The organism is Mucilaginibacter sp. R-33, from assembly GCF_049949235.1.
Classification (GTDB): Bacteria; Bacteroidota; Bacteroidia; order Sphingobacteriales; family Sphingobacteriaceae; genus Mucilaginibacter.
The window spans coordinates 1,979,646-2,005,181 of sequence record NZ_CP188089.1 but is presented as its reverse complement, the minus strand read 5'-3'; the positions used below and the strand labels follow the sequence as shown (position 1 = coordinate 2,005,181).

At 41.7% G+C, this 25,536-nt stretch carries 26 protein-coding genes; 24 read left to right on the top strand and 2 right to left on the bottom strand.

All coding sequences use genetic code 11. The annotated features are described in order from the left end of the window. Nucleotides 1-107 precede the first annotated feature (107 nt). From ACP26M_RS08570 to ACP26M_RS08510, 13 genes are all read left to right on the top strand, one after another. Nucleotides 108-797, top strand: coding sequence for a conjugal transfer protein TraI (locus ACP26M_RS08570; RefSeq protein WP_426587943.1), 690 nt, complete (start codon nt 108-110; stop codon nt 795-797). Further along, nucleotides 784-1,431, top strand: coding sequence for a hypothetical protein (locus tag ACP26M_RS08565; RefSeq protein WP_426587941.1), 648 nt, complete (start codon nt 784-786; stop codon nt 1,429-1,431). The genes ACP26M_RS08570 and ACP26M_RS08565 overlap by 14 nt, the downstream gene beginning before the upstream one ends. Beyond that, on the top strand, nt 1,418-2,086 hold the full coding sequence (locus ACP26M_RS08560) for a TerB family tellurite resistance protein (protein WP_426587939.1): 669 nt from the start codon (nt 1,418-1,420) through the stop codon (nt 2,084-2,086). The genes ACP26M_RS08565 and ACP26M_RS08560 overlap by 14 nt, the downstream gene beginning before the upstream one ends. A 1-nt stretch (nt 2,087) precedes the next feature. Continuing rightward, nucleotides 2,088-3,293 carry a conjugative transposon protein TraJ gene (traJ, locus tag ACP26M_RS08555; protein ID WP_426587938.1) on the top strand — a complete coding sequence of 402 codons (1,206 nt, stop codon included), beginning with the start codon at nt 2,088-2,090 and terminating at the stop codon, nt 3,291-3,293. 40 nt (nt 3,294-3,333) lie between these two features. Further along, nucleotides 3,334-3,951 carry a conjugative transposon protein TraK gene (gene traK, locus ACP26M_RS08550; RefSeq protein ID WP_426587936.1) on the top strand — a complete coding sequence of 206 codons (618 nt, stop codon included), beginning with the start codon at nt 3,334-3,336 and terminating at the stop codon, nt 3,949-3,951. Between the two features lie 236 nt (nt 3,952-4,187). Beyond that, nucleotides 4,188-5,255 carry a conjugative transposon protein TraM gene (gene traM / locus ACP26M_RS08545; protein ID WP_426587934.1) on the top strand — a complete coding sequence of 356 codons (1,068 nt, stop codon included), beginning with the start codon at nt 4,188-4,190 and terminating at the stop codon, nt 5,253-5,255. A gap of 1 nt (nt 5,256) precedes the next feature. Next, entirely contained in the window at nt 5,257-6,594 is a 1,338-nt protein-coding gene (locus ACP26M_RS08540) for a hypothetical protein (RefSeq protein ID WP_426587932.1), read from the top strand. Between the two features lie 57 nt (nt 6,595-6,651). Beyond that, complete coding sequence (locus ACP26M_RS08535; protein WP_426587930.1) at nt 6,652-6,825, top strand: histone H1; 174 nt, start codon at nt 6,652-6,654, stop codon at nt 6,823-6,825. Nucleotides 6,826-7,013: 188 nt separating this feature from the next. After that, nucleotides 7,014-7,328 (top strand): helix-turn-helix transcriptional regulator, encoded by a 315-nt coding sequence (locus tag ACP26M_RS08530; protein WP_426587928.1) that lies wholly within the window; start codon nt 7,014-7,016, stop codon nt 7,326-7,328. Between the two features lie 596 nt (nt 7,329-7,924). Continuing rightward, nucleotides 7,925-8,542, top strand: coding sequence for a hypothetical protein (locus ACP26M_RS08525; protein ID WP_426587926.1), 618 nt, complete (start codon nt 7,925-7,927; stop codon nt 8,540-8,542). A gap of 80 nt (nt 8,543-8,622) precedes the next feature. Beyond that, nucleotides 8,623-8,754 carry a hypothetical protein gene (locus tag ACP26M_RS08520; protein ID WP_347528705.1) on the top strand — a complete coding sequence of 44 codons (132 nt, stop codon included), beginning with the start codon at nt 8,623-8,625 and terminating at the stop codon, nt 8,752-8,754. Further along, nucleotides 8,741-9,223, top strand: coding sequence for a J domain-containing protein (locus tag ACP26M_RS08515; RefSeq protein WP_426587923.1), 483 nt, complete (start codon nt 8,741-8,743; stop codon nt 9,221-9,223). Before ACP26M_RS08520 ends, ACP26M_RS08515 begins: the two co-directional genes overlap by 14 nt. A 2-nt stretch (nt 9,224-9,225) precedes the next feature. Beyond that, nucleotides 9,226-9,657, top strand: coding sequence for a DUF6908 domain-containing protein (locus tag ACP26M_RS08510; RefSeq protein WP_426587921.1), 432 nt, complete (start codon nt 9,226-9,228; stop codon nt 9,655-9,657). A 370-nt stretch (nt 9,658-10,027) separates the two neighbouring features. Here the strand turns inward: ACP26M_RS08510 and ACP26M_RS08505 are convergent, their stop codons facing one another. Both ACP26M_RS08505 and ACP26M_RS08500 read right to left on the bottom strand, forming a co-directional pair. Beyond that, nucleotides 10,028-10,963, bottom strand: a complete 936-nt coding sequence (locus ACP26M_RS08505) for a hypothetical protein (protein ID WP_426587919.1) — start codon at nt 10,961-10,963, stop codon at nt 10,028-10,030. Next, nucleotides 10,964-12,025, bottom strand: coding sequence for a DUF262 domain-containing protein (locus ACP26M_RS08500; protein WP_426587917.1), 1,062 nt, complete (start codon nt 12,023-12,025; stop codon nt 10,964-10,966). Between the two features lie 561 nt (nt 12,026-12,586). Here ACP26M_RS08500 and ACP26M_RS08495 point away from each other — a divergent pair. From ACP26M_RS08495 to ACP26M_RS08445, 11 genes are all read left to right on the top strand, one after another. Next, nucleotides 12,587-14,620 (top strand): AAA family ATPase, encoded by a 2,034-nt coding sequence (locus ACP26M_RS08495; RefSeq protein WP_426587915.1) that lies wholly within the window; start codon nt 12,587-12,589, stop codon nt 14,618-14,620. Between the two features lie 420 nt (nt 14,621-15,040). Further along, on the top strand, nt 15,041-18,859 hold the full coding sequence (locus ACP26M_RS08490) for a hypothetical protein (RefSeq protein WP_426587913.1): 3,819 nt from the start codon (nt 15,041-15,043) through the stop codon (nt 18,857-18,859). A 705-nt stretch (nt 18,860-19,564) separates the two neighbouring features. Continuing rightward, on the top strand, nt 19,565-20,857 hold the full coding sequence (locus ACP26M_RS08485) for a site-specific integrase (protein WP_426587911.1): 1,293 nt from the start codon (nt 19,565-19,567) through the stop codon (nt 20,855-20,857). Then, nucleotides 20,857-21,909, top strand: coding sequence for a PDDEXK nuclease domain-containing protein (locus ACP26M_RS08480; RefSeq protein ID WP_426587909.1), 1,053 nt, complete (start codon nt 20,857-20,859; stop codon nt 21,907-21,909). Before ACP26M_RS08485 ends, ACP26M_RS08480 begins: the two co-directional genes overlap by 1 nt. Next, the gene (locus tag ACP26M_RS08475) at nt 21,906-22,124 is read left to right on the top strand and encodes a helix-turn-helix domain-containing protein (RefSeq protein ID WP_426587907.1); all 219 of its coding nucleotides are present in this window, start codon (nt 21,906-21,908) and stop codon (nt 22,122-22,124) included. The genes ACP26M_RS08480 and ACP26M_RS08475 overlap by 4 nt, the downstream gene beginning before the upstream one ends. Before the next feature lie 182 nt (nt 22,125-22,306). Further along, nucleotides 22,307-22,624 carry a helix-turn-helix domain-containing protein gene (locus tag ACP26M_RS08470; RefSeq protein ID WP_426587905.1) on the top strand — a complete coding sequence of 106 codons (318 nt, stop codon included), beginning with the start codon at nt 22,307-22,309 and terminating at the stop codon, nt 22,622-22,624. A 51-nt stretch (nt 22,625-22,675) separates the two neighbouring features. Continuing rightward, nucleotides 22,676-22,954 carry a hypothetical protein gene (locus ACP26M_RS08465; RefSeq protein ID WP_426587903.1) on the top strand — a complete coding sequence of 93 codons (279 nt, stop codon included), beginning with the start codon at nt 22,676-22,678 and terminating at the stop codon, nt 22,952-22,954. A gap of 61 nt (nt 22,955-23,015) precedes the next feature. Continuing rightward, on the top strand, nt 23,016-23,630 hold the full coding sequence (locus ACP26M_RS08460) for an AAA family ATPase (RefSeq protein WP_426587901.1): 615 nt from the start codon (nt 23,016-23,018) through the stop codon (nt 23,628-23,630). Nucleotides 23,631-23,790: 160 nt separating this feature from the next. Then, nucleotides 23,791-24,069, top strand: a complete 279-nt coding sequence (locus ACP26M_RS08455; protein WP_426587899.1) for a hypothetical protein — start codon at nt 23,791-23,793, stop codon at nt 24,067-24,069. A gap of 145 nt (nt 24,070-24,214) precedes the next feature. After that, on the top strand, nt 24,215-24,625 hold the full coding sequence (locus ACP26M_RS08450; RefSeq protein ID WP_426587897.1) for a plasmid mobilization protein: 411 nt from the start codon (nt 24,215-24,217) through the stop codon (nt 24,623-24,625). Next, nucleotides 24,592-25,512, top strand: coding sequence for a relaxase/mobilization nuclease domain-containing protein (locus ACP26M_RS08445; protein WP_426587895.1), 921 nt, complete (start codon nt 24,592-24,594; stop codon nt 25,510-25,512). Before ACP26M_RS08450 ends, ACP26M_RS08445 begins: the two co-directional genes overlap by 34 nt. Nucleotides 25,513-25,536 lie beyond the last annotated feature (24 nt).

The window sequence follows — 25,536 nt, the reverse complement described above, 5'->3', positions numbered from 1 at the left end:
GAATCCGGGTCGGAAGAAGCCCGGAAATAATCAATCAATTCATTAATCAATTGTGCCCCCTTACGGGGGTAAGGGGGCCTTTTATGCAAATTTCAAAAGATAGCGATATGAACGCCTTAAAAAAATACATGGTGATCCTGCCGATTTCAGCCATGACCGTCTTTGTCACGATCCCGAAAGGGGCCGATGCACAAACCGTGGTCGGATCCGTGATTTCCTCCACGGTCGGCCGGGTGATACGTGCCATTGACCTGAAGATACAAAGCATGCAGAACAAGACGATCTGGCTGCAAAACGCACAAAAAGCGCTGGAAAACCAGTTGTCCAAACTGAAGCTGACGGAAATCTCAGATTGGTCATCAAAGCAAAAAGACCTGTTCAGCCAGTACTACCAAGAACTATGGGATATCAAATCGGCCATTGCGTATTATTCGAAGATCGGTGAACTGACCCAAAAACAGGTGGCGTTAGTCAACGCCTATACGCACACCTGGAGCCTGCTGAAAAACGACAGGCATTTTACAGGTGATGAGCTTGCGTATATGACCAAAGTGTATTCCGGTATCCTTGAAGCCAGTGTAAACGATCTCGATCAGATACTTGATGTTATTCATTCCGGTAAAACGCAAATGCCTGACGCGGCGCGCCTGGAACTCATCAACAAAGCTGCCGATCACATGGACGCCAATTACAATGACCTGCAACAATTCAATACTCAAAATGCCATCCTGAGCCTCCACCGGGCAAAAGATGAAAATGAAGCAGCAACCCTGAAAAAATATTATGGGATCGATTAGCGTAAAAATGGCAATGATTTGCCTTATGCTTTGCGTTTGCGCTTTGCAGCCCGTGAACGCGCAGAGCTGGGATGAATGGTTTCACCAGAAGAAAACACAGATCAAATACCTGGAACAGCAGATCGCAGCTTTAAAAGCTGAAGAAATCTCGCTGAGGCAGGGTTATGATATGCTGAAAAGCGAATGGAATAGCATCGCGAATTTCAAGGGAGCTGAATTTAACCTGCACCAGGATTTTTACAAATCCCTTTCGGCGGTTAATCCCGTTGTCAGAAATGAAGTAAACCTTTGGGTGGTGCAAGCCCGGCTGCAAAACATTATCAACCAGTTAAATTCGGTAGATAATCTGGAGGGCTTGACCGAAGCTGAACAAACCTATATCAGCAGTGTCCGTGAAAATCTCGTCGCGCAATGCCATCTTGATCTCAACGATCTGCAAACCGTACTTACGACAGGTGAATTGCAAATGTCGGATGACGAACGAATCAAAAGGATCAATAAAATCAGCGCTGCAATCAACGACAAATATGTTTTTGCCTGCTCATTTACTAACCAGGTCAGGTTGCTCAGCGCCCAAAGAAAACAGGATAAGTCAAATACGCAAACGCTAAGGAGGTATTATGAAACTAACTAAAATGCTGTCAATAGGTCCGCGCAAGACCGGGATCGCGATGTTGCTTTGCTTTGCCCTTTGCACAATAACTTTTGAGTACTCGGAAGCACAAACATCAACAGCACAGGATACGCAGCAGCTGATACTGGACATCGAAAAACTAACGCAGTTCAAGGCCATACTTTCCGATATGCAAGCCGGCTATACGATCCTAACACAAGGGTACAGCGCGGTCAAAAATATTTCGGAAGGCAACTTTAACCTGCATTCGGTATTCCTCAACAGTTTGATGGCAGTAAGCCCGCAGGTTAAGAAATACGGTCGAATTGCTGACATTATTGCTGACCAGGCCAGTATCGTTTCCGAATATAAAGCTGCCTGGAAGCAGGCAAATAGAGGTGGACATTTCAACGCGCAGGAACTTTCCTACATGAATAATGTTTTCCAGCACCTGCTAAGCGGAAGCATAGATAATCTGACCAACCTGGCCAATGTAGTAACAGCGGGTACATTGCGGATGAGCGATGCGGATCGCTTAGGCGCTATCGATCAGATCTATGCGGACACACAGCATAAATTGGTATTCCTGCGGCATTTCACCAGCCAGGTAGCTGTGCTTTCGGCACAGCGGCAGAAGGCAACAGATGAAATACAAACTTTCAAAAACCTTTATTAACATGAAATCAAAAATCATTTTTAGTCTGGCGGCCCTGCTTTTTCTTGTCGGGGTTCCGCACCTTTCAAAAGCAGACGGGATCGCGGACGACCTCAAAGGCATGCAGCCGGTGCTGGATAACGTGTATAGCCAGATGCTGCCGCTTTGCAGTCAGCTGATCGGAACAGCACGTGGCATTGCCGGTTTTGCTGCCTTGTGGTTCATCGCATCCAGAATATGGCGACAGATCGCCGCTGCCGAGGCCATCGACTTTTATCCCTTGCTGCGGCCTTTCGCGCTCGGCATGGCCATCCTGCTTTTTCCGGCGGTGATCGCTTTAATGAATGGTGTATTGCAGCCAGTCGTTTCGGCGAGTGCAAGCATAGTGCAAAGCAGCAACACGGCAATAGCACAACTGATCAGGCAAAAGGAACTGGCTGTCAAAAGTTCTGATGCCTACCAGATGTACGAGGGCGCTGATGGAAACGGCGACCAGGATAAGTGGTATAAATACACCCATCCTGATGATCCCAACGGCGATAACGAGGGAGTTTTCGACGGCATCGGCAATGACATTAAGTTTTGGGCTGCCAAACAATCGTATGCGTTTCGCAACAGCATCAAGCAATGGCTGTCCGAGGTGTTGGAAGTTGTTTATTCCGCAGCATCCCTTTGTATCAACACTGTCCGCACATTTTTTCTGGTGGTGCTGGCCATACTTGGTCCCTTGGTATTTGGGCTGTCCGTATTCGACGGCTTCCAGCATAGCTTGCATCAATGGCTGGCCCGCTACATCAATATCTTTCTCTGGCTGCCGATTGCCAATATTTTTGGGGCGATTATCGGCAAGGTGCAGGAAAATATGCTGAAGTTGGACATATCCCAGATACAAAACCAGGGCGATACTTTCTTTTCGAGTACTGATACGGCCTACCTCGTGTTTTTGCTGATCGGTATTCTCGGTTATTTTTCCGTGCCTACCGTCGCCAATTTCATCGTACACGCCCACGGCCAAAACGGGATGCTGCAACGGGTAAACAGTGTCACCACCGGTGCGGCAACCACTGTTATCAGCACATCCTCGTCAACAGGGGCGGCGGCCGGTGATCGAATGGAGCGCGGAGTGAGCAATATTTTGAATGCGCCAAGCCAATTTATGAAAGGTTATCACAGTGCAGGTTCAGGAGGCAGCGATCATCAAAAAGACCGGTTATCCGGGAAAAGTTAACTGATCCAATCACAATTCTTATCCAAACGAGGTAAAACTTATGTTCAAACAACTCAAAAACATCGATACGGTTGCAAGGCTTCAAAGACTATTCAACATTGTTTTGATGCTGGTCACAGCCGTTGTATTATGCTTCGGTATTTACAAAAGCTATGACTTCGCCGACAAAGCGCAAAATAAGGTACATATCCTATACAACGGAAAAGTACTGGCTGCTTTTACATCCGACCGGAAAACAAATCTGCCGGTAGAGCTGCGCGATCACATCAAAACTTTCCACGAAGATTTCTTTACGCTGGCACCGGATGACGGTCAGATAGATACGGCGATCAGAAAAGCTTTGTACCTGTCCGATAATTCCGCTAAACGTGTGTATGACAACCTGAAAGAAGCCAACTATTTCAACAACCTGATTTCCGGGAACATCAACCAACAAATTACGGTTGACAGCATCGGGCTGGACATGAACGCTTACCCCTGGGCATTTACGTGCTTCGCGACCGAAAAACTGATTCGCGCAACAAGTACCGTAAGGCGGCGGCTCGTGACCACCGGTAAGGTCAGTGACCTGAAAATCGAGACGGACAGGAACCCGCACGGCTTTTTAATTCAGGGCTGGGAAATACTGGAAAATAACGATATCCCTCAAAGCAAATGATATGAGGCTATATAAATCAAAACCAAAAAACGCAAGGCAAAACCGGCTTAGAACACGGTTTGAACAGCACCTTGGCCGTATACAGTACCAAATTTCGAATAACCTTAACCGGCAAACACAGCATTGGAACCGGGCTTCCAAACTACTGATGCTGGCCGCGATCTGCCTTCTATTCGGCGGTGTGAGTTTATGGCTCCTGCTGCGCGCATGGTATTAATTATTAAAACATTAAAAAGATGAAACAACAAACTGAAGAACAAAAAGCCAGACTGCGCAAATTTCTGTTGGTGCTGCCGGTGATCATCGTTTTTTGCGCGGCATTGATATTCACAGCGCTGGGCGGTGGTAAGGGTAAACCGAGTGACCAGGCCAATAATAATCAGGGCATCAATACCCAACTGCCGGATGCAAAATTCGGAAAAGAGCATCCCCAGGATAAGTTGAGCTTATACGATGAGGCAGCAAAAGATTCTGTACGGTCAAAAAGCAATGCAAATAATCCATTATTCAGCCTCAACGGGAACAGCCTTGAAAAACATCCGGTATATCCCGTGTCCGCTGATGCCAGTGCTGCTAAAATCAATCAAAAGCTATTGGAAATCGGACGCGTAATTAATAGCCCCGCGCTCGAAGCTAAACCATTACCTCCGCACGCGAACGATAAACAACCGACACCGGAAACTGAAAAGCTGGAAAAAATGCTTGCGGCTATTAACAGCAAAGATGCTGAGGATCCCGACTTGAAGCAGTTAAATGCGATGCTTGATAAGATAGCTGCCATACAATCGCCGCCAAAAGCTGATGTTCCGACAAATGCGCCGACGCAAAAGAACGCCGACAGCACCTTTAAAGCAATACCGGCTGTGATCGAGGGCGATCAAAAAATAGCACAGGGAGGTGTGGTCAAATTGCGTTCATTGGATACGATTATCATTAAAAACGTAATCATACCAAAAGGCCAGCTACTTTTCGGTTCCTGCAACATCACCAACCAACGACTATTGCTTGACATCAAAAATATCCGGCTCGGTACTTCTATCGTACCTGTTTCTTTTTCCGTGTATTCGCTTGACGGGTTGCCCGGCATCGACGCTCCCGAGGCAGAACTCGCCGAAGCAGGCGGCATGGGTACAGCCAACGCGGTTCAAAGCATGGATTTTCTGCCGATGGATCAATCGCTTGGTATCCAGGCGGCCAGCGCCGGCATCAACGCCGCCAAAACACTGATCAGCAAAAAAGTTAAAAAGATCAAAGTCAAGCTGCATGGAGGCCAGCAGGTATTGCTCAGGATAAACAAAAACTAAAATGGGTTTACTCGAAACAGACCACGCCAAAGCGATCATAGCCAAAGTAGAGGCTGCGAAAGCAAACGACGCTCAATACATTGTGCTGGAAACCCGGCCGATGGATGCACAGTTACGCGCTAACGACATCGAAGTTTTTAAAACACTGGATGATGCGTTGGACTACCTGGATGAAAAAGAGGATCTGGAACATGTTTCGGGCTTTGGCAACGACGAACATCCTTTATACTATCAACGGATTGATAACTTTCTCGCTGATATCAGAACAGCTAACCTAGCTGCAACTTTAAACCCGGCGATTGAAAAGGGCATCATAAACGATAACCAATCAAATATTAAAGCAATGAATTTAAACAATCTGCAAGATCTCAAAAAAGAGGTTGCCGCCCTGGGCTTTAGTCCCAAAACGGCAGAGGAACTGGAGAAGAACATGCGGCAACTGCCGCAGCATTTTACCGTTAAGGATCAGTTGCCCGGCGACAGGGGGCAAGTAGACCTTACTTTGCATTTCCACAAATCGGGTGTTTCCGACATCTACAGTTTTGGAAAATTCGAGGCCACTGCAGGCAAGGTACCGCCATCTGCCCCAAACCAGTCCTATATGGTACTATCCGAAAACAAGGACAACAAGGAAAAACCCCTGGTCAAATCGTTCGACAGTCCGAATGAAGCCATTGAATTTTTTAAGAAATACAAGGGAACAAGTGAATTGAGCATCGGTGAAAGCCCGGAAAGCAGGCAGCTGCTGGCCAGCAAAGAAAACGGGAAAGTAAATTTCGTACTTGACGATTTTCGCGGCGCTTATTTCAGTCCCGCGATCAAACAAACCTTTTATGTAAAAGAAGGTGCCGGATATTCTGCGACCCAAGCAGCTAACATGGTACAGGGCCGCACCGTTCATCGTGACGATCTGATCAACCCAAGGAATGGCGAAGGCTACAAAGCGTGGATCAAGCTGGATTTTGAGCAAAAGAAAGATGACTGGGGAAATTTTAAACTGAAGCAGATGAACGATCCTGCATTTGGATTCGATTTGGAAAAAACGTTGAAAGGTTTTAAGATAAAAGAACTTTCCGATCCCGCGCAGAAGGAAGGGATCATGTCAGCCATGAAAAACGGCGACCGTATTGTGGTCACTGCCACCAACCGGGAAGGCAAGGAAGTGCGCCTGATGGCCGAAGCCGCGCCGCAATACAAAACGCTTGATTTCTATTCCGAAAAGGGGACGAGGGAAAAACGCGAGCTCTACAAGAAGCCGGCTAACACGCAATCCGAAAGTAAAAGCCAAGGCAAAGGCAAGGAAAAGGAACTGGACGAAAGCCGTTCTGTGAAAATTTAAAGGAGGTAATGCTCCCGACTTTTAATGAATTTATTATTAACCATAAAATTTAAGATCATGAAAAAATTCCAGGAATTGAAAGAATTAGTAGACGCCATTGAACAGGACGCCGTAAGGTTTTATGAGAAAGGAAATAAGGCAGCCGGTACACGCCTGCGCAATGGGTTACAGCAGATCAAGGTTTTAGCTACTGAAGTACGAAAAGAGGTCGTCGAGCTGAAAAGGAAGTAAACTAAATCTCATCCTTTCATTCTCCAGGCCACCCGAAACGGGTGGCCTTTTTTTTGTTTCAAATTTTTTATTTCGAATCGGTGAAAGCTAATCATACAATCGCGTGATGAAAAATTATGACTTTAAATAAGCCGCCCTTAATAATTAAGTTTGTAAAAAATGGTTAGCTCCATCTTCGATTCATAATTATGAGAAAAAACAGTAATGATCCGGAATCTCTTAGCTATTTAGCGTCATGCTTAAAGTCGGCACGAGCGGAAAAGCAAATTAGCCAGGCTAAACTATCCGAGGCATCCGGCGTCAGCATCAGAACTATCCGGCGGATAGAAGGTGCAAAGGGTGATACTACCTTGCTAACAATATTACGATTAGCCAGGGGATTGGATATTACGTTATCAGTCTTATTTAAAGGTAGTTTTCTTGAGGCCTTCTTTCAAGGAGTCGAAGCGGAAAACAGCGAAAAGCAAAATGCCAAAATACAAGGCGAAAACATTACCACGTAGTTCCACAAACGATTGCTACGGAGCAGCCAACGCTGTGACATAGCTGCAAACTTTCAATGACTTACTCAATCACAGATTCTTTTAAGGCCATCCGTTTTCGGGTGGCCTTTTTTATTGCTTTTTAGAGCGATAGATGTGAGCGGTGCGGCCGCTTCATTCCGCTTCTCCATTCAGCAGCTTCCCGCGTTCGGTACAGGCTGCGCCCGTACTTTCCTTTACGGCTTCGCTTCTTTAGGCGCATAAAATGCGCTTCCTCGGCCTTTTATTAAACAAATTTCTGATAAGCCGCCCACACAGCAAGCCCGAGCCATTCGGTTTTGAAAAAAAAATCTTCCTCTCATTTTTTTATTGGATGCCGCTACCGCGGCGGGTGTTGGAGAGCGTATTTTTTTTCCAAAAGGCTTGCCTTAGTGACCGGCTTTTACAGGTGAGGTGCTTAATAAAAAGCGAGAGCGAGCGCATGCGAGCATCACCTAAAAAATGGATAAAAAAGCACCCGGAAATGAAAAACTTAAAAAGCAGGGCACCACCACAAAATACAAACGCCGCCGACCTGTCACAAAAAATAAATATCAGTAAACAAAAAATTAGAAATCATGAAAACTACAGTAATAGAAAACCAAAGAACAAAAAACAATAAATCAGTTAAAAACAACAACCGCCCGAACATTACAGGCAAGGAGGCTAAAAATGAAACCAACAAAGAAGATGGTAAAAATGGCGGTGCGGAAAATGAACATGCGCCGCAAACAGGCAATCCCGAAGTTAAGGCCGGTGATCCCGCTACAGTGGATAACCAACCCGCTAACCTTGCAGGAGCAACCGAAGCCGGACAAGTAAATCCCGAGGAGCAAAACCAATCGCAGGGTGAGCCGACCAAAAAGGAGATTAAAGAACTTTTTAGTCTGAAACCGTTTTTCAACCTTGATGCAACGGTTAAACTGGTTGGTGACCTTAGCAAAAAAATAGCGCAACGGGACAGGCTGAAAGGAACTATCGACAACCTCGACACTTTTACTATTCAGGCCAATGAGGACGGCGATGTGACCGGCAATAATAAATTTTACCGCTGCGAACTGATCATTCGTGATGATAACGGTAACGAGTTTGTAACCAAAAACGCCTACATCATTGACCACGTAAGCCAGTACGTGAATAGCCTATGCGTGGAAAAACTGGCAGAGATCGAAGCCGAAATCATCATCCCGGCATAAACCAATAAATGGGCGATGCCCTATGTACCATCATACATAGGGCATCTTGCTTAGATGGTATCACCTTAATAGCTGCAACAATGATAGAATTATTCATCGAATTAACCAACCAAATATTTTGGCCGGGCTATGCACAGGATTTAGCGACTGCCGACCCTGCATTATTCCAATTTGAATACAATGAGTTTCTAAATGCCTATGAAATGGTTTAATGACTGCACCACCCTTGACGAGGTTAAGGCGCAATACAAGAAGCTGGCCAAGCAATTTCATCCGGATTTAGGAGGCGATACCGCCACCATGCAGGAAATCAATAAAGAATATGCATTTGGAAGTGCGAAGGCCATCAAAGGTGAAAGCCTTTCCGATGAAGAGACAGAAAATGAAATCCTTTCCTCGGAAGCCTACCGCAAAGCCATTGAGCAAATTATACACCTCGACGGTATCAGCATTGAATTAGTGGGATACTGGATTTGGGTAACGGGCAGCACCTACCCGGTAAGGGCAACTTTAAAAAGTGCGGGTTTCTTTTTTGCATCAACAAAACAGGCCTGGTATTTCAGGACAGCGGAATACAAGGTTAGCCAAAGCAGTGGCAAATCATTGGACGAGATCCGCAGCAAGTACGGGAGCGACTTGCTAAATGACCACAGGCCAAAACAACATCACTTAAAAAGATAATTATGAAAACTTTAAATAAAGAAAGTACCGAAATATTTTGCTTGCTGATTGAAAAACTTAACGGCAAGCAGCATCTTAAAATTGAGAACGAACCATTTATGCCGTTGGTAATTGAAAAGATTGGCGAGGCCTACGACGGGGAAGCATTGCTTTTTAGCCTTTGCCATTATTACAAGCAAAACGGTGATCTGATGCAAGACCCGGAAGTGTGTTTTGTCTTCATTGATGGAAGAAACGATGAACATTCAGGTTTAGAGCATGTACAGGTTATACCGTATTCCTTTGAACAGGCAAACCTCGGAATTTATCAGGTAAGTATAACGTTCTACTGTGGCGTCGTGGAACATTGCGACGAACAGATGCAAAATGAGCATACGGCATTTGCTGATGGTTGGCTAAAGAATTTATGGCATCAAGGTTTTTTTAGCAAATAATTTTTCTAACTCAAAATGATGAGCCTTGTATTCAAGTACGAGGCCATTTTTTTTAGAAAAAAATCTTGATTAGGTCTAATTAATTTCTTCCAAATTTTCGCATTTTTTCAAGTAGCCATTAATTAACGGGGAGGCCATAAATTGAAATACCTTGTTGGAACTTCACTAAGTTCTCGAAAAATATTTGGTAACCACTAAAAGTTATGAACTTCTAAACTTCCTGCTTCTGCAAAATGTTGACAACATTGGAAAGAAAGGGCACTTAAATTTCAGTCAACCATTAATCACTTTAATTTTTGAATGCGACTTCAAATAAATAAGCGCCAAAAGGCGATTGTGAAAAAAGCGTTTGGTTTCCAACGATACCCATTTAGAGATTTGTAAACCAGCTATAGACTTTCGATGGATAGTCTATCACGACAATCGATTCGTTCGCGAAATTCGTACGACTTTTTAAAGATGCAACCGCATCAGAAAGGTTATGGAAGTTTGCTATGGATATTGTGTTAGTTTGTGACATCTCTTTGAACAAAGATCCATGTCTTTGAATATAACGAAAAGATAGGTCTGTGTAAACTACTTTTCGTTTATTGTTTAAATAATCATTGTCGCCTGTAGTTATCAATCTTGTTGCAAATGAAAGCAGGAAATCAATTGATGCAGCAAAAGATCGCACAGTCGACGTGAAATCTGCTAAATCTGTGTATAATGATCCAGTCGTGGGATCATGAGCTGCGCTATGCCTTCTAAGTGCAGCGTTTTGAAAAAAATCTTTAGGAGAGGGAATGGTACAACCAATTGCTGAAGTAATTTCTTGAATCGCCCGCCATGCACCGTCAATATGAAATATCTTCAAAAATAAAGGAACATCTTCGGCGTCAAGATTTGATTTTTCCCAACCTATCCCATAGGTTGAAATCTGGAATGGAGATGCGTTAATACTGGAAATTTTTAATGCCTCTTGCTGAATGAAAAGCTTCCAATCTTCTAAATTTTTTTGTTTTCTACTGCCAACAACTTGTATGCCCTTTAGAGAATTTAGTAAAGCGATATGTTGCATTTTGTCCGGCAAGTCATGAAATGTGATACCGCATCCCGCTATTTTATTTAGCAATTCTGTCATTCGCATCTTTAGGAAATCTTCCAATATATTGAAAGCTATAATTGATAATCCATTTCTTAAGAACCTTGCTTTTTCATTATGGTCTATGTTTGCTGGTGCCTGATCAATTAAGTAAGTATCTTGCAACGTCTCGTGAAGGATTCGAAGTCGCTCTAAAAGGGAAATTCTTGCTGTCGAGTGCATTTAGGCTAATATACGTTCAATTAACTCGCGCATTTTACCAATCCTATAACTAACCCTTTGGGAATTTGATGTAAATTGTCGTATGGAATCTTGAAATTCGTCGTCATTGGCGTATAGATCATAAAAAGCCTCTCGAATATTTCCAATCTGACCATCAGAAAATTCTCGATTCAGGTAAAAAGATATTGGAACCATTTGAACATCGTAAAATCCTTGCAGCATAAGTCGCCGGTAGTCTTCTCCGGCTGGTCTGTGAAAAGCATTGTCGCCCCAAATTCGTTGGCAGATATTCATTGCAGAATTAAATAGTTGTCGAAACTCTTCTATGTAATTATTTTCGGCAAATCGAAATTCATTCATGAAATTATTCATAGCAATGTTCATGTTGCCGGGAAAGTTGTTCCAATAACACCTAATTGTGAAAAACCGCAGAACATATTCCGCATCAACCATCTCCTTATAAACCTTTTCATTTTTGGTTACGATTTTTAATTGCCTTCTTAAAAATTCGTTTGCTGATAGTTCAAAAATTAGGTCATTCAGTGGCCCCCTAAAAGCAACATTTCGAACTTCCTGTGACAGCAAATTATCACCACCCGTATTTAATCTTGTAAAAACTTCATATTTAAGATTCGGATCTGACTGATTTAACAACGTCACCACTCTGATATATGGCCTAATTGTCAGAGCATTTTTTAATTGAGATGGCAAATTTGATAAAGTGAAATTTTCTAATTCAGTAAAGCGTTCAAGTTTTTTAAGTTTTTGATCTGTCTTCATGAATTTGTAAATCGCTGTCACCCGTTGCTTTCCATCGATCACCGTATACTTTCCGTATTCATCTTCAGCTAAATAAATTGGCGGTACAGGAATATTTAAAATAAATGATTCTATCAGCGCCGATTCTTTTTCGATACTCCACCTTTCCCTTCGTTGATAACCAGGAGAAACATCTATGGCCCCTGAATCAACCATACTTGCAATTGAGTCCAAAGATAAATCCGAAGATTGGGTCACAAGCCTGTTTTGGCTCTCAAGAAATTTTTCAATTATATCACTCATAAGCGAGGGTTAATCTCCAAATATAAGTATTACGGGAATATTATTCCTTTGAAATTTGTTAGCGTTTTTGATAGCAGGATGCTGCTTATTAAAAGAGACGGAATAGTAGTAATAAGGTGTGGGTAAAACTGAATTTTTCGATTATTTTATCATAAATTGATCTTTTGACTAATATGACATACATACTTGTTGGATAGGCCTGCTAAATGCTCTAAATCTTGTAAAAAAACGTTCGAAAACCCATGTTTCTTTGAAAGTGGTTACAAAGTTGAAAATCATTTAAGGTTCGACCCAATTGGCAGATATTTTAAATCGCCTTCAACAATAGAAAGTAAGCAAATTTTTTTACAGTTATAAAAGTCCTAATCATCCATTGTTGAAATGCTAATTTTTAAGTTTTAAAAAATTCACTTCTCGTTTGATCTGCGATAATTTAGTGAATTAATGGCGCAATATTTTAAATGGAAACATAGCCGGATTTGACGGCGCGATTTTAGGCAATAGCTTACAAGATAGTTATGCAGATTTTATTTTTAAATTAGTTTATTCAGATATAGATAAATGAAATTTATTAGGATTAATAATAATCATGAGTACTTTAAAGATGATCTACCGACACGATTCCTTGGTAATATTACTGACATAAATATTATTATAGGAGCTAACAACACACGGAAAAGCCGATTCCTTCGTACCATCATTAATCAGGAGCACAATATATTACTTGATGGTCCTGAAAATTTCAATTCACTTTACCATGAAAGTCTGAATTTTTTTGATGATCTGTCAAAAAAAGGCAAAGAGACAATGGATGAAAAAATCCTACAATTTCAGTTTTCACCGGGAGGAGATGGGCATCCCGTTTATGATAGCATTAAAGAATTTTTTACTGCAAATAATACCCAGCTCGATTTTTTTCATTTAAAAAACACTTTAAATAATATAAATGAAACGTTGATCGCAGTCGCTATTCAAACCGATTTTGATTCCTTGAAAGTAATAGCGAACAGGGCGCTTGACGCTGTAAATCTGTTCATTTGGGTTTATCAGATTTTAGAGAAATCTATACCGGATGGCAGTTACTTTAGGGAAACCAATGTGGTCAATATAAATTGGAAGCACAATCTGCGGGATAACGATGAATTTCCTGACTTCGCACTGAAGTTTGAATTGTTAAAAAAGCTTAGACAATACCTTAAGGTAGTAAGCGCGCTTGAATTTAAAGATTTTAATAAAAATTTAATCTATATACCCGTCTTGCGTACCAGCAGAATGATTGTAGGCTTCAAAGATGATGTCTATAAACAAACAATCTTAACACAATATTTTTCCAATCCGACGAGTAAGCTCAAAATTGAAACCGGTATGGAATTGTACGGGAAGATAGGAATGGCCAGAAATACAAGCCGTAAACGTGCAAATAACTTTCGTGAATTTGAGAAATTTATTGGAGCGACATTCTTTCAAAACGAAGATATACACATAGTTGCCGAGCAAACGGAAAAAGGAGAAGAAAGAAATATAAAAATTACGCTCCCTGGGGAAAACGAAGATGTGGCAATGCATAATCTGGGAGACGGGGTGCAAGCAATAATTAATTTGTTATTCCCTGTCTTCGATGCAGATGATGGTGCATGGATCTTTATCGATGAGCCTGAGAATCACCTGCATCCGGGCTATCAAACTATTCTGATCCATGCTTTGGCAAATAATGCGTTTTTAAAGAATAAACAATTCAGGTATTTCATTAATACTCACTCCAATCATATTTTATCCGCTGCCCTTATGACAGCCAATGCATCGGAAATATTTGTGTTTAATCGACGAGATAAAGACACGTCAACCATACAATCTTTTGACGGGCAGGCTTATCATACTTTGGAAATATTAGGCGTATTCAACACCTCGGTCCTCACAAGTAATTGCAGTGTTTGGGTCGAGGGCGTTACTGATCGTTTTTACTTGCAGGCATTCTTACATGCGTATGTTCAAAGTTTAGAACCAGATAAGTTGAGACCTATTGAAGGTCTGCATTTTTCATTTGTGGAATATGGCGGCATAAACTTATTGCATTATGAATTTGATCATGAATTTCATAAAACAGAAAAGAAGGGCGCTGAAAACAAGATAGAGGCATACTTCTTAAATACTAATGTATTCTTATTAGCAGATAGCGATTTAAAGAAAGACAAGCACATGCCATTTGAAACTATAAAACGCCCAAATTTTTTCTATTGCCAGACTGAAGTTCCCGAAATAGAAAATGTTTTGCCGGATAATGTTATTAAAGGTTATTTTAAGGATGTTTTCGGATATGAGGATTCTATTTTGGATAAATGTTTTCCTGTGAAGAATGGTGTGAAGCTTGGACGCCATTTTAAAAACAAGCTACCGTATGGTAAAAGTTTCAGAGTCACAGAAGCCGATGGCGGAACTTTAAAATCGGACTATAAAAAGGGGCTCGCAGATTATGTACATAAGAAAATTAAGGAAGGAAAATTTGATTGGAATAACCTAAAATCATCATCATTTTTGTCAAAAAATATTCCTAAACTTTATGAATTTATTAACAGAAGAAACCAGATCATCGAATGAGGTTTGAAAATAGTTAGTATTATATTAATGCATATAATTGTCAAACGCTGAGTTTAATTCGATACTTAATAATTTTTTTTAAAAAAATATTTCTGAAATTTTGCAGAAAACGACTCGAACGGTGTCCATATAGTGTTTTACTTCAAAACGCCAGTTTTATAGATGTACGATGTGTTTTTCTTTTTGGCACATGTGAGTTTGTATAATTATTTCTAACACCATAGATGTAGCGAGGTGAGATTCTTTCACTGGGTTAATGAAACGCTGGATCAATTTTCGCTTTGATATCTTCAAATTATCCTCTCTACCTAATTTATTCAATAAAGTAAATGATTTAATATCAGCTACTTATTGCTGTTTTCGTTGATTTTAAATTTAGTTCTACTTATTTTTAAATTTAATGTTTTCAAATCCTGAACGATGCTGACCATTGAACTAATCGAAACCAAATTAAAGATCATGAACCCGGACGGTTTTCACCGCTTATGTGATGCATATTTATTTTTTGAAAGTGAAGATGAATTCGATAGTATAGCTCCCGTCGGCCAGGTGGAGGGCAAACAAAAGGCAAGAAAAGGAACGCCGGATACAAGGATCAGGCGTGCAGATGGTAGTTATATTTTTATTCAATACACGACACAGGGGGACTACCCGAAAACTGACCTGCTTTATAAAAAGCTGGAAGAAGATTTAAACAACTGTTTTAGCCCCCGTAAAACGAAAGTAAGCCTGGCTTTCCTGGAATTGGTGATTCTTTGTTTTAACAGTAATATTGGGAACGCCGAGGAACAAAAGCTTAGGGATGTAGCGTGGGCTAATGGAAAAAGGCTACAATTGATAAACCTATCTACGCTGGCACATAAAATAGTAAAGGATTATCCATTTTTAGCTAAAGAGCACCTCGGAATTGAAATAGAAAGTTTTCAATTATTACCTATAAAAAAATTCATTGAAGAATATGAACGTGGGGGGATTGCAACGCCTTTGTCCAACACGTTTCTTTATCGGAAAACGGAAATGGCTGCTATTGAAAGTTCTATAACAGCCAATATGATTACCGTGATTTCAGGAAAAGCTGGAGTTGGTAAAACGAAACTTGTTGTCGAAAACTTAAAAGCTTTTACTAAAGCCCATAGAAATTTCCAGGCTTTTTGCATTCGTAACAAAGATCAGCCCTTATTAATGGACCTCAGGCGTCAGCTGTCAGCGAAGAAAAAGAAGTACCTCATTTTTATTGACGATGCTAACAAAAGCATAGCGCAGCTAAGGGACGTTCTGACTTTTTACCAGGAAAATCAAGCTGATTTCCGGCTAATCTTAACAGTTCGCGACTATGTATTAAAAGATATTGAGCCATTTATCAAGGGGTATCGAAATGACATTATCAATGTTAAAAATTTTGATAGTCAGCAGATAAAGGCAATTGTAAAAGCCAAACCATTTTCAATTCGGCACCCCTTATTTTTAGAGCGCATTAGAGAGGTTGCCAGAGGTAATCCCCGTCTCGCAATTATGACTGCGATTGCGGCAAAAGATAGGACACTTGAAGAACTTAATAATGTGGCAGAGATATACAAGCTATATTTTGAACGCATCACCGGCGATAGCCCATTATTAGCTTCGGAAAATTATTTACGCGTACTTGGAGTTTTAGCCTTCTTCCGATCCATAGATAAGGATGATCAACGTGTTTCAGAAAAGATCTTGCCGGCCTTCGGCGTTGATGAAAATGATTTCTGGACGAAGCTTTACGAGTTAGAAAGAAATGAGATCGTGGATGTTTTTACAGATCGTTCTTCTGCCCGTTTCTCAGACCAGATCCTTGAAGGTTATTTATTTTTCCGTGTGTTCTTTGTCGACAAACTGCTTGATTACAGGATTGTACTTGAAAAATTTTATCCGGATTATGCCGGCAGGGTTAAGTATACTGCAATTGATGCGAACAATACTTTCGGATTTGAAGATTTTGGCAATTTGATAAGGCCTTACATCTATCACAAATATCAGCATATCATTGAATCCGGAGGCAATGCCAAAGATTATCTTGGAATTTTCTGGTATCATTTACAGGATGAAACTTTGCTATACATTAAACAACAGATAACTGCACTTCCTGATGCAGAAAATTTCGTTCTCGAAAATAGAATAGCTAAAGCCAGGTTTAATGAAAAGGTGTTTGGCGTTGCCGGAGATATTACCCTGGATAAAGATGCGAATGATGACTTACTTGAGCTGCTTTCTCCATTTATTTATAATCTAACAAGCGATTTTGAACTTGCTGTGCAATTAACATTTGATTTACTTGAAAAGAAACCCCTGTTGGTAGAACGGGTAGCAAGGGAAATCAAATCTTCATTTAACTTTTCGGTAAAGGACGGTATATATCATTACTACCGTGAGGAGCGCTTTGCAAACTTACTGGTTGAGAAAACTAAAACAAACAAACCGGTCTTTTTTTACCTGTTCTTTAAGTCGGTGCCTCATTTCCTGAAGACCAGGTTCGACACTTCTTTTTCAGAAGGCCGAAATATAAGTATCAGTTATATTGAACCAACGGCATCGGAAAAATACCTTCAGATCAGGTCATTGTTCTGGGTAAGGTTTAATGAAATATATGACCTATATCCCTTACTTTCTATTTTCAGCTTTAAGGCGATTCTGGATTCTTTTGGTCCTGATTTTCAAAAGGATGTCCGTACATCTGACTGGGCTTTTATTGAAGAAATATTTAACCGGCACTTTAGCTTTGACCGTTTTCCGGATGTATACGCTATTAATGAGTTTGTAAACCGTGGTGCACGTATGGGCCTTGATAAGAAGTTGTACAGGGAGATTAAAATTAAAGCTCAAACGCCTGATTACAAGAAATTCTTGGTATTGGACTATAATCAACTACGAAACAGGGAGCGTTTTCCACGGGATGATCAACCATTTCATGACTGGCATAACTGGTTTCTTGAAGAAAAGAGGAAAGAGATTTTAAAGGCGTTCAATCACAAAAATATCGAAGGATATAAGGACACGTTTAATTTCATTAATACCTGTATGGAATTACAGTTATGGGATTTTTATAACGTCAGTAATGCGGCGCAGATCCTCTTTAATGCTGCTGTTGAAAAGGGAATTCCAGTCCGGGAATTCTTTGTCTATCTTATCCATTTGCCGAAATTTAATCAGATTTTCAGTTTTGACAGGCTTTTTAATTATCTGAGGGATTTGGCTCCGGCATCTATACCGGAACTGGCGAACATTTTAAGCACAGAAAATTACCCTAATAAATACCATGTTTTATTAGCCTATTATAACAGCCTGGATGACCGGAATATTAATGAAGCCAGTTCCCAAGCCTATCTTAATCTTTTAGAAAATTTTGAAGGTCGATTCTATCTATACTTTAGCAATGTGGCAAGTTACCTGAAAATTGATCGCTTATTTCTAATTAAAGCTTTAAGGGTGCTTATCGCCAATATCGAGTCCGGCAAAAGCGACTATATACTGAATGACGATTTTTTTGAAAATCATGAAAATGATGTCCGGGATACAGGGCTTATGGAAAAGGCTTACCTTCAAATGCTCAAAAAAGAGGATCATTATGATTTTGATGGTAGCGAATTAATGGTCATATTGAAACGCCGTCCATTATTTTACCTCAAGTTTTTAGATCAGTTATCAGACGAACGTTCAATACATCGAAGTGATGAGAAGAAAATTGCAAAAGTTTGGGAATTATCAGATGCATTTAAAATCATTGAAAAAGCCACTAACTTTTTAGCTTCTCACCAACGTTTCTATTATCACGCTGAAGAATTACTGGCAGATTTGTTTGAAAACACGATTACAATTCCTAATTACCGGGAAAACAGGCGACAATTTTTAAAACATTATATAGTAAAAAATGCCGAAAATATTAAACGAATGAAAGCTGTTTTTAAGGTAATAGGAGGTAAATTACAAGAAGACTACGATGAATTATTAATGGCCTTCCTTCAATCAAATAAAAACTTTAGCCAGTTTGAGAAGATTCGCTGGGATGAAAGAACAATGCGGCTATTAAGCGGGGATGCAATATCCGGCGAAATTGATGAGCGGGCTTGGCGAAGAGTGAAAACCGTACTTGAAAAAATGCAGCCCTCGGCAGATTACCTTGAGCATAGGGTTTTTGTGGGCAAACAAATAGCCTACTGCCAGAGGAGTGCGATTCGGGAACGGAAGCATAATTTTTTAAGAGACGATTATTAAGGGCAACGCTTAAAACCGTAGTTAAGTCAAATAACTCAAATTTTCAACCATGAGCCAAATGGAGAAAGAATTGAGGGTGCGAAATGAATGTATTGCCAGTTCTAATTACACTTATTAAAGGAATTTATTTTCTACAATTTTAGAACGCTGCGGAGTATAACATTTCGGTAAACAATCAGCGGTTACTTGGCACAAGTTTCTTTAATAGAAATCCTATTTAGATTGGCCTGTCAATGGAATTTTCGATAGTAAAATAAAGTCATCTTTAAAATGGTTAGAACCAACCACGTCAAGGAGTGCCGGCAATTATAATGGCTATGTGTTTTTTAAGGCATTGCCAATGAGGCAAATAATTTCAGATCACTTATAAAATGGTTCGAGAAGCACCCATTAGGGTGCACAAAATGGCTTTTTTGCCGATTTTAAATCCCTGTAAGTCGTTGATTTACAGGGATTTTTATTTTTTAGTAATCCTTCTCAATCCTTCTGAATACACCGTTTCTGAGACCAAACTGGCTACCAAAAATTTGTTTTTATTTTCGGTCTCCAAAATCGGGTAAACAACTGTAGTACAGTTAATTAGATAAATAATCTATGAACTGAAATGAATTCAAACAGACTGCTTTTGGCGCACGATTCGGATACCCAAAATCAAACGATTTTCGGAATTGATCAATCATTTATTCATTTAAAAACTGTAAAAAGATGAAAACATCGCAGTCGTTTGGTGTCAATTTCACCATCAAAAAACAAAAGGCCAACAAGGATGGCAAGACCAGTGTCTACGTCGGCATTATGGTCAACAAGGAAAAAACAATGCTCGCGCTCAAGCAACAGGTTGTGGTCGAAGACTGGGACTTTGGCCGGGGCAGCCTGAAAGTCAAAGTGCCGGAAGCTGAAAAAACAAATGCTTACCTCGAACAAGTCAAGTTTACCATCACGACCTACTACCAGCAATTGCAGATGGCCGGTAAAGACATCACCCCGCAATTATTAAAGGCCTATTTCCTGGGTGAGGAAACCGATGAGAGCTACATGCTCAGCAAACTGATCGATTACCATCGGGAGACCGCTTCTGCAGCATTGACTCACAGCACCTTGAAACACTATGAGGTGACTGTCCGTTACCTGGAAAAATTTCTGAAAGCGAAACGTAATGCTACCGATATCCGCATCTGTGATATCGACTATAAATTCATTATTGATTTCGAGACCTTTCTGCGCAGCCACAAACCGGCAGACCATTATCAGCCCATCAATAATAATGGCGTGATGAAACACCTGATCCGGCTGCGGAAAATGACCACGCTGGCTTTTAAGCTGCAATGGATCACTAAAGACCCGTTCAAGAGCTACAAATTCCGCTATAAAAAAGTGGAGACGGCCTTCCTGTCTACGAACGAATTAAAGTTGCTGGAAAATTATGAACTGGCGTCTGACACGCTTAAAGTGATCCGCGACTATTTCCTGTTCGCCTGCTATACCGGCTTGTCTTTTGTCGACCTGATGAACTTACACGAGGGGAATATTGTCCGCGGCGAAGACGGCGAAAAATGGCTGAAGCTGTTCCGGCAAAAAAGCAACGAGCCGACCAATATCCCGGTATTGTCACCGGCCCTGGCCATCATGAATAAATATAAGGATAACCCACGTTCGATTACGTTAGGAAAAATATTTCCCACGATCACCAACCAAAAGGTCAATGTTTATCTGAAGGAGATCGCCAAGATCATCGGCATTAAAAAGAAGCTGACTTTCGGCGTAGCCCGGCATACTTTTGCCACCACCATCACGCTGGCCAATAACGTGCCTATCGAAACCGTGAGCAAAATGATGGGGCATACCAAAATCGCGACCACGCAGATCTATGCCAGGGTACTGCTCAAAAAGATCAGTGAGGATATGCACGTTTTGCGGGAAAAACTCGAACCGGATGCCCCAAAACGCAAGGCGAACCGAAAAGCAAACACTAATTCCAACCTTAAAAGAGTAAGCTAATGAAATCAATGAATAGCGATAAGCTTTTTCTGTCAGTCAAGGCATTGATCGAAAATGCACGCAACTATGTTGTCAGGAATGTTAACACCGCCATGTTGTATACAAATTACACCATCGGCCAAATGATCGTTGAAGAAGAACAAAATGGTAATACCCGTGCGGGTTACGCCGAAATGATCGTGAAAAACTTGAGTGTTTATTTGACGACAGAGTACGGAAAAGGTTTTTCCCAACGAAACCTGGATAATTATAAGCGATTTTATTTGTTGTATCGCGAACGAATTGCGCAAACACTGTTTGCGCAATCTGATTCGCCGACCGGTAAACCGTCTGAACAAGCTTTATTAGCAGCATTTGCTGATAACTTCAGGATAGGTTGGTCACATTATATCCTGCTCATGAAGATCGCTCAATCTGAGGAGCGGGATTACTACGAATCAGAAGCAGCAACAGCTAACTGGTCATTCCGGGAATTAGAGCGCCAGTACAATTCATCGTTGTTTGAACGCCTGATGCTCAGCCGGGATAAGAAAAGTGCAAAGGAAGATAACGATAAGGGTACAATTACCGAGCCTGCTATTGATGCGTTAAAAACGCCGTTTGTGTTAGAGTTTTTGAATCTTAAGGAAGACAGCCGTTACTCAGAAAATGACCTTGAAACCGTTATTATTAATAAACTGGAGCACTTCATGCTCGAATTAGGTAAAGGTTTCTTGTTTGAAGGCCGGCAGCGTCGTATCACCCTGGAGGGCGACCATTTCTGGGTGGATTTGGTTTTTTACAATCGCCTGCTGGATTGCTTTGTTCTGATCGACCTCAAAATAGGCAAACTCACGCATCAGGACATTGGGCAAATGCAAATGTACGTCAACTATTATGACCGGAAAATCAAGCGATCCCATGAAAAGCCTACACTCGGAATCATCCTTTGTAAAGAAGACAATCAGGCAGTAGTCGAGTACACACTACCGCTCAATAACGAGCAAATTTTTAGCAGGGAATATAAATTGTATTTACCCACTAAGGAAGAACTTCAAAAACAATTATTATGAAAACCCAGCATGAAATTAATCAAATCAGTACAATGATCCGCCGGGCCCGGTCTGCGCAACATATTACCCAGCAACAATTGGCCGACAAATGCGGTATCGCTAAATCCCGAATAGCAAAAGCAGAGAATGACATCGGGAATCTCCCGGTTTCCATTCTGCGAGCCATCGTGGAGAAAGGGTTGGGAGGCCAGTTGCAAATCACATTTAGTTTTTAACTTGAAGCTCCAAATTGGAACATTCAGTTGGCAGGTATCACAAATTGTGATACCTTTTTTATTGCTGTTCGTTTTAATCTATCCCGATCCTTTTTTCATATAAAATAACGCCACCCTTTCAAAAGTTGTCATTTTCTGATTTACCGCCTTCCGAATTTTGAAGTCTTTAAAAATTAAAAGTTATGGACAAGATAATGGAACAGCGATCAAGAATGAATTTGGTTCCGACGCGGAACCAAATATTGACCCTCGGCGACCTGGAGGATTTTAAAAATGATATCCTTCAAGAGGTAAAGCGAATTATGAAAGAATGTGTGAGTGGCGCGCCCGGCAAAAAATGGCTTAAATCTGCTGAAGTTAAAAAGCTGTTGGGTATCTCACACGGCTTTTTGCAATCATTAAGAGATAGTGGTGTGCTGCCTTTTACCAAGATCGGCGGCTCCATCTATTATGATTACGAAGACATCACCTTTATGATGTCCGCCAACAAAAGCGCCTGATGTTTCACCGGCCGGGGACTGAAGCCAGCGTCCGGTCATTTTCTAAATCCTATGTTATTTCAAACGCCCAAACGTAAAGCCAAACGGCTGCCTGTAGAGTACAGGAAACCCGAACCCATTTTGCAAAAAGTGTTTGGCACCGAAATGCCACCGCAAAAGGTCCTGGTCGAGATTTATTTTGATCAGAAAGGGCTTGCAGCACAGGCAGACGTATTTTATAACCATTACGAAAAAGCCAATTGGCGCAGCCCTAAAGGCACGGCTTACCGTAACTGGAAGCTGTTAGCCGGCGAATGGATCTTCAATTATGAGCAGGAACAAAAACTTTGAAAACGGCAGCGGGAAAACGCGCTGCTATCATCTTATTAAACTATAAAAATAGCAAACTATCATGGCAAAAATTATCACCGTAGCGCACCAAAAAGGTGGCGTAGGTAAAAGCACCTTAGCGATCAACCTGGCATTATGTTTCCAGGATCAATTATCAGTAGCCCTGGTCGATACAGACTTACAGGGTAGCTTATACCATATTAGGGAAGACTTTCCCGAATTGGCTGTTATCGGCGCCGATAAAGTAACGGACATCAAAAAGTTGGACTACGATCTCATCATTGTCGATACGCCACCCTATTTGTCCAATAAGCTTCCGGAGTTATTTCAGCATTCGGATTTTATCCTGGTGCCGACCAAGGCTGGCTTTTTCGATGTCATGGCCATTAGGTCTACGCTGGCCTTGATCAAAGAGGCGCAGGCTAAAGCGCCGTATCTTAAAGCCGGCATCGTGTTGAATATGGTTAAACCACGATCTGGCCTGACACAAGACGTTGCCGATCTGATCCGGAGCATGGATACCCCATTGCTGAAAACTAAGGTACATGACCGGGTGAGTATTGCCCGATCATCCATCACCGGAGGGATCTTAAAAGGTGTCGATAAAAAAGCTAAAGAAGAGATCATGGAGTTGACAGAAGAAGTTGTGGAACACATTAGCGCTGAGGTAGCATAATAGCTTTTTATTTCTATAGGAAGCTAGCAAAATCGCAAACTAGGATCGTAGCAGTTTAGCAAGCTATTGTCATAGCAAGTTATCAAACTAGCTCCCGTTGATAGGAAACTATCAAGCTAGCAAACTGCCGGCAATTGCTAACAAACTATCATGATAGCAAATGGAAAATTATAAAAACAAACTCGGCAATCTGGCCGACAAACTCAAACAGGAAAGGCCTGCTACCCCCATCCAGGAAGTGATACCGGTCAAATCGGCACCTGTACCGCCAGAGCCCGAAGTTCAGTTCAACAACCGGATAACTAAGGGCCTTTTAAAGCGGTTGAAAACATTCGGACTGGAGTATGACGAGTCCCTTAAAGACATCAATATACAAGCGCTTGAACTCTATCTCAGCCACAGGACGAAGCCGGAACAAACCATAAAAAATGCCGAATAAAACACTAAGAGCAGGATTAAACTGCCCGCTTCGCAGCAGTCAGCAAGATGTACAATTGTGTCACAATTGAATCTTGCCCTCCGCATCAGGTTGCTGCGGGTCCAGGCAAAAATCCTCCGGAGTCGGATTTTTAAAGAAAAAAACAATGGCTACACAAGAAGACAAACGGATACAATGGAAGAATCTCCGCTTTAAACCGGAGGAATATCAATTGCTGGAAAAGCGCTTCAAAAAGACCAGTTTCCGCAAGCTTAGCGAATACATGCGCAGCGTGCTTTTAGAAAAGCCGGTGACTGTCAATTATCGCGACAAAGCCATGGATGATGTGCTGGAGGAGTTGGTGCTGTTACGCCGCGAGTTGAACGCCATCGGTAATAACCTGAACCAGGCAATGCGAAACATCAATGCGACTCATGGCCATGCCGATACCCGTTTATGGATGAATCTAATGAGCGTCATCAACAGTAAACTGGAGCCCTCCATCAGCCAGATCAAAGAACGGATGAACCAATACGCGGATATATGGTCGCAAAAATTAAGAGCGGCAAAAGCCTGACCGGCGCGCTGAACTACAACGAGAACAAAGTGAAACAGGGCAAAGCTGTCCTGATAGCAGCAGCCGGTTATCCGAAAGACCCGGCAGATTTATCATTTAATGATAAGCTATTCCGCCTGACAGACCTGGCCTCGATGAACCAGCGCTCAAAAACCAATACGGTCCATGTTTCGCTGAACTTCCCGAGTGGTGAACATTTAACGGACGAAACGCTGCGCGGAATCGCAGGGGATTACCTGGAGGGTATCGGTTTTAAAACGCAGCCTTATCTTGTCTACCGGCATGAGGACGCAGGGCATCCGCATATCCATATCGTGACCACCAATATCAAACGAGACGGCGACCGGATCAGCCTGCATTACCTGGGGCAAAATGAATCCGAAAAAACCAGGAAAGCTATAGAAATCAAATACAGCCTGACCAAAGCGGAACAACAGCCGAAGCTAAAAGCAGACTTCAAAGCCTCTATTGACCTGGCGGAATACGGTAAGGCCGAAACCAAACGCACAATCACCAACATCCTGGGCTTCACATTACGGGCCTATAAATTCACGAGTATACCGGAACTCAATGCGGTTCTGCAGCAATACAACATCCAGGCCGACCGGGGTGCCAAAGATTCCCGGATGTATACCCGCGATGGCTTGGTCTACTGGATAACGGATAAACAAGGAAATAAGCTTGGCGTTCCGATCAAGGCCAGCACGATCTATGGCAAGCCGACTTTAAAAACCCCGGAAGAAAAATTCAGGCTGAATGAACAACTGCGAAAACCATTCAAGGCTGCAATCATCAAAACTCTGGATGAAGTACTGGCCAAACCCCAAACCAAAAAAAGCTTTCAACAGGCGCTGAACGAAAAAGGTATCCGGTGTTTTCTGCGCTAAAATGACGAGGGGCGTATTTACGGC

Bases quoted from the DNA above. Each gene is read 5' to 3' on its own strand.
- ACP26M_RS08445 (WP_426587895.1), top strand. From the start codon at position 24,592: ATGGTCGCAAAAATTAAGAGCGGCAAAAGCCTGACCGGCGCGCTGAAC.
- ACP26M_RS08565 (WP_426587941.1), top strand. From the start codon at position 784: ATGGGATCGATTAGCGTAAAAATGGCAATGATTTGCCTTATGCTTTGC.
- ACP26M_RS08460 (WP_426587901.1), top strand. From the start codon at position 23,016: ATGGCAAAAATTATCACCGTAGCGCACCAAAAAGGTGGCGTAGGTAAA.
- traK (WP_426587936.1), top strand. From the start codon at position 3,334: ATGTTCAAACAACTCAAAAACATCGATACGGTTGCAAGGCTTCAAAGA.
- ACP26M_RS08535 (WP_426587930.1), top strand. From the start codon at position 6,652: ATGAAAAAATTCCAGGAATTGAAAGAATTAGTAGACGCCATTGAACAG.
- ACP26M_RS08540 (WP_426587932.1), top strand. From the start codon at position 5,257: ATGGGTTTACTCGAAACAGACCACGCCAAAGCGATCATAGCCAAAGTA.
- ACP26M_RS08470 (WP_426587905.1), top strand. From the start codon at position 22,307: ATGGACAAGATAATGGAACAGCGATCAAGAATGAATTTGGTTCCGACG.
- traJ (WP_426587938.1), top strand. From the start codon at position 2,088: ATGAAATCAAAAATCATTTTTAGTCTGGCGGCCCTGCTTTTTCTTGTC.
- ACP26M_RS08515 (WP_426587923.1), top strand. From the start codon at position 8,741: ATGAAATGGTTTAATGACTGCACCACCCTTGACGAGGTTAAGGCGCAA.
- traM (WP_426587934.1), top strand. From the start codon at position 4,188: ATGAAACAACAAACTGAAGAACAAAAAGCCAGACTGCGCAAATTTCTG.
- ACP26M_RS08570 (WP_426587943.1), top strand. From the start codon at position 108: ATGAACGCCTTAAAAAAATACATGGTGATCCTGCCGATTTCAGCCATG.
- ACP26M_RS08475 (WP_426587907.1), top strand. From the start codon at position 21,906: ATGAAAACCCAGCATGAAATTAATCAAATCAGTACAATGATCCGCCGG.
- ACP26M_RS08530 (WP_426587928.1), top strand. From the start codon at position 7,014: ATGAGAAAAAACAGTAATGATCCGGAATCTCTTAGCTATTTAGCGTCA.
- ACP26M_RS08510 (WP_426587921.1), top strand. From the start codon at position 9,226: ATGAAAACTTTAAATAAAGAAAGTACCGAAATATTTTGCTTGCTGATT.
- ACP26M_RS08450 (WP_426587897.1), top strand. From the start codon at position 24,215: ATGGCTACACAAGAAGACAAACGGATACAATGGAAGAATCTCCGCTTT.
- ACP26M_RS08490 (WP_426587913.1), top strand. From the start codon at position 15,041: ATGCTGACCATTGAACTAATCGAAACCAAATTAAAGATCATGAACCCG.
- ACP26M_RS08465 (WP_426587903.1), top strand. From the start codon at position 22,676: ATGTTATTTCAAACGCCCAAACGTAAAGCCAAACGGCTGCCTGTAGAG.
- ACP26M_RS08505 (WP_426587919.1), bottom strand. From the start codon at position 10,963: ATGCACTCGACAGCAAGAATTTCCCTTTTAGAGCGACTTCGAATCCTT.
- ACP26M_RS08500 (WP_426587917.1), bottom strand. From the start codon at position 12,025: ATGAGTGATATAATTGAAAAATTTCTTGAGAGCCAAAACAGGCTTGTG.
- ACP26M_RS08525 (WP_426587926.1), top strand. From the start codon at position 7,925: ATGAAAACTACAGTAATAGAAAACCAAAGAACAAAAAACAATAAATCA.
- ACP26M_RS08560 (WP_426587939.1), top strand. From the start codon at position 1,418: ATGAAACTAACTAAAATGCTGTCAATAGGTCCGCGCAAGACCGGGATC.
- ACP26M_RS08480 (WP_426587909.1), top strand. From the start codon at position 20,857: ATGAAATCAATGAATAGCGATAAGCTTTTTCTGTCAGTCAAGGCATTG.
- ACP26M_RS08495 (WP_426587915.1), top strand. From the start codon at position 12,587: ATGAAATTTATTAGGATTAATAATAATCATGAGTACTTTAAAGATGAT.
- ACP26M_RS08485 (WP_426587911.1), top strand. From the start codon at position 19,565: ATGAAAACATCGCAGTCGTTTGGTGTCAATTTCACCATCAAAAAACAA.
- ACP26M_RS08520 (WP_347528705.1), top strand. From the start codon at position 8,623: ATGATAGAATTATTCATCGAATTAACCAACCAAATATTTTGGCCGGGC.
- ACP26M_RS08455 (WP_426587899.1), top strand. From the start codon at position 23,791: ATGGAAAATTATAAAAACAAACTCGGCAATCTGGCCGACAAACTCAAA.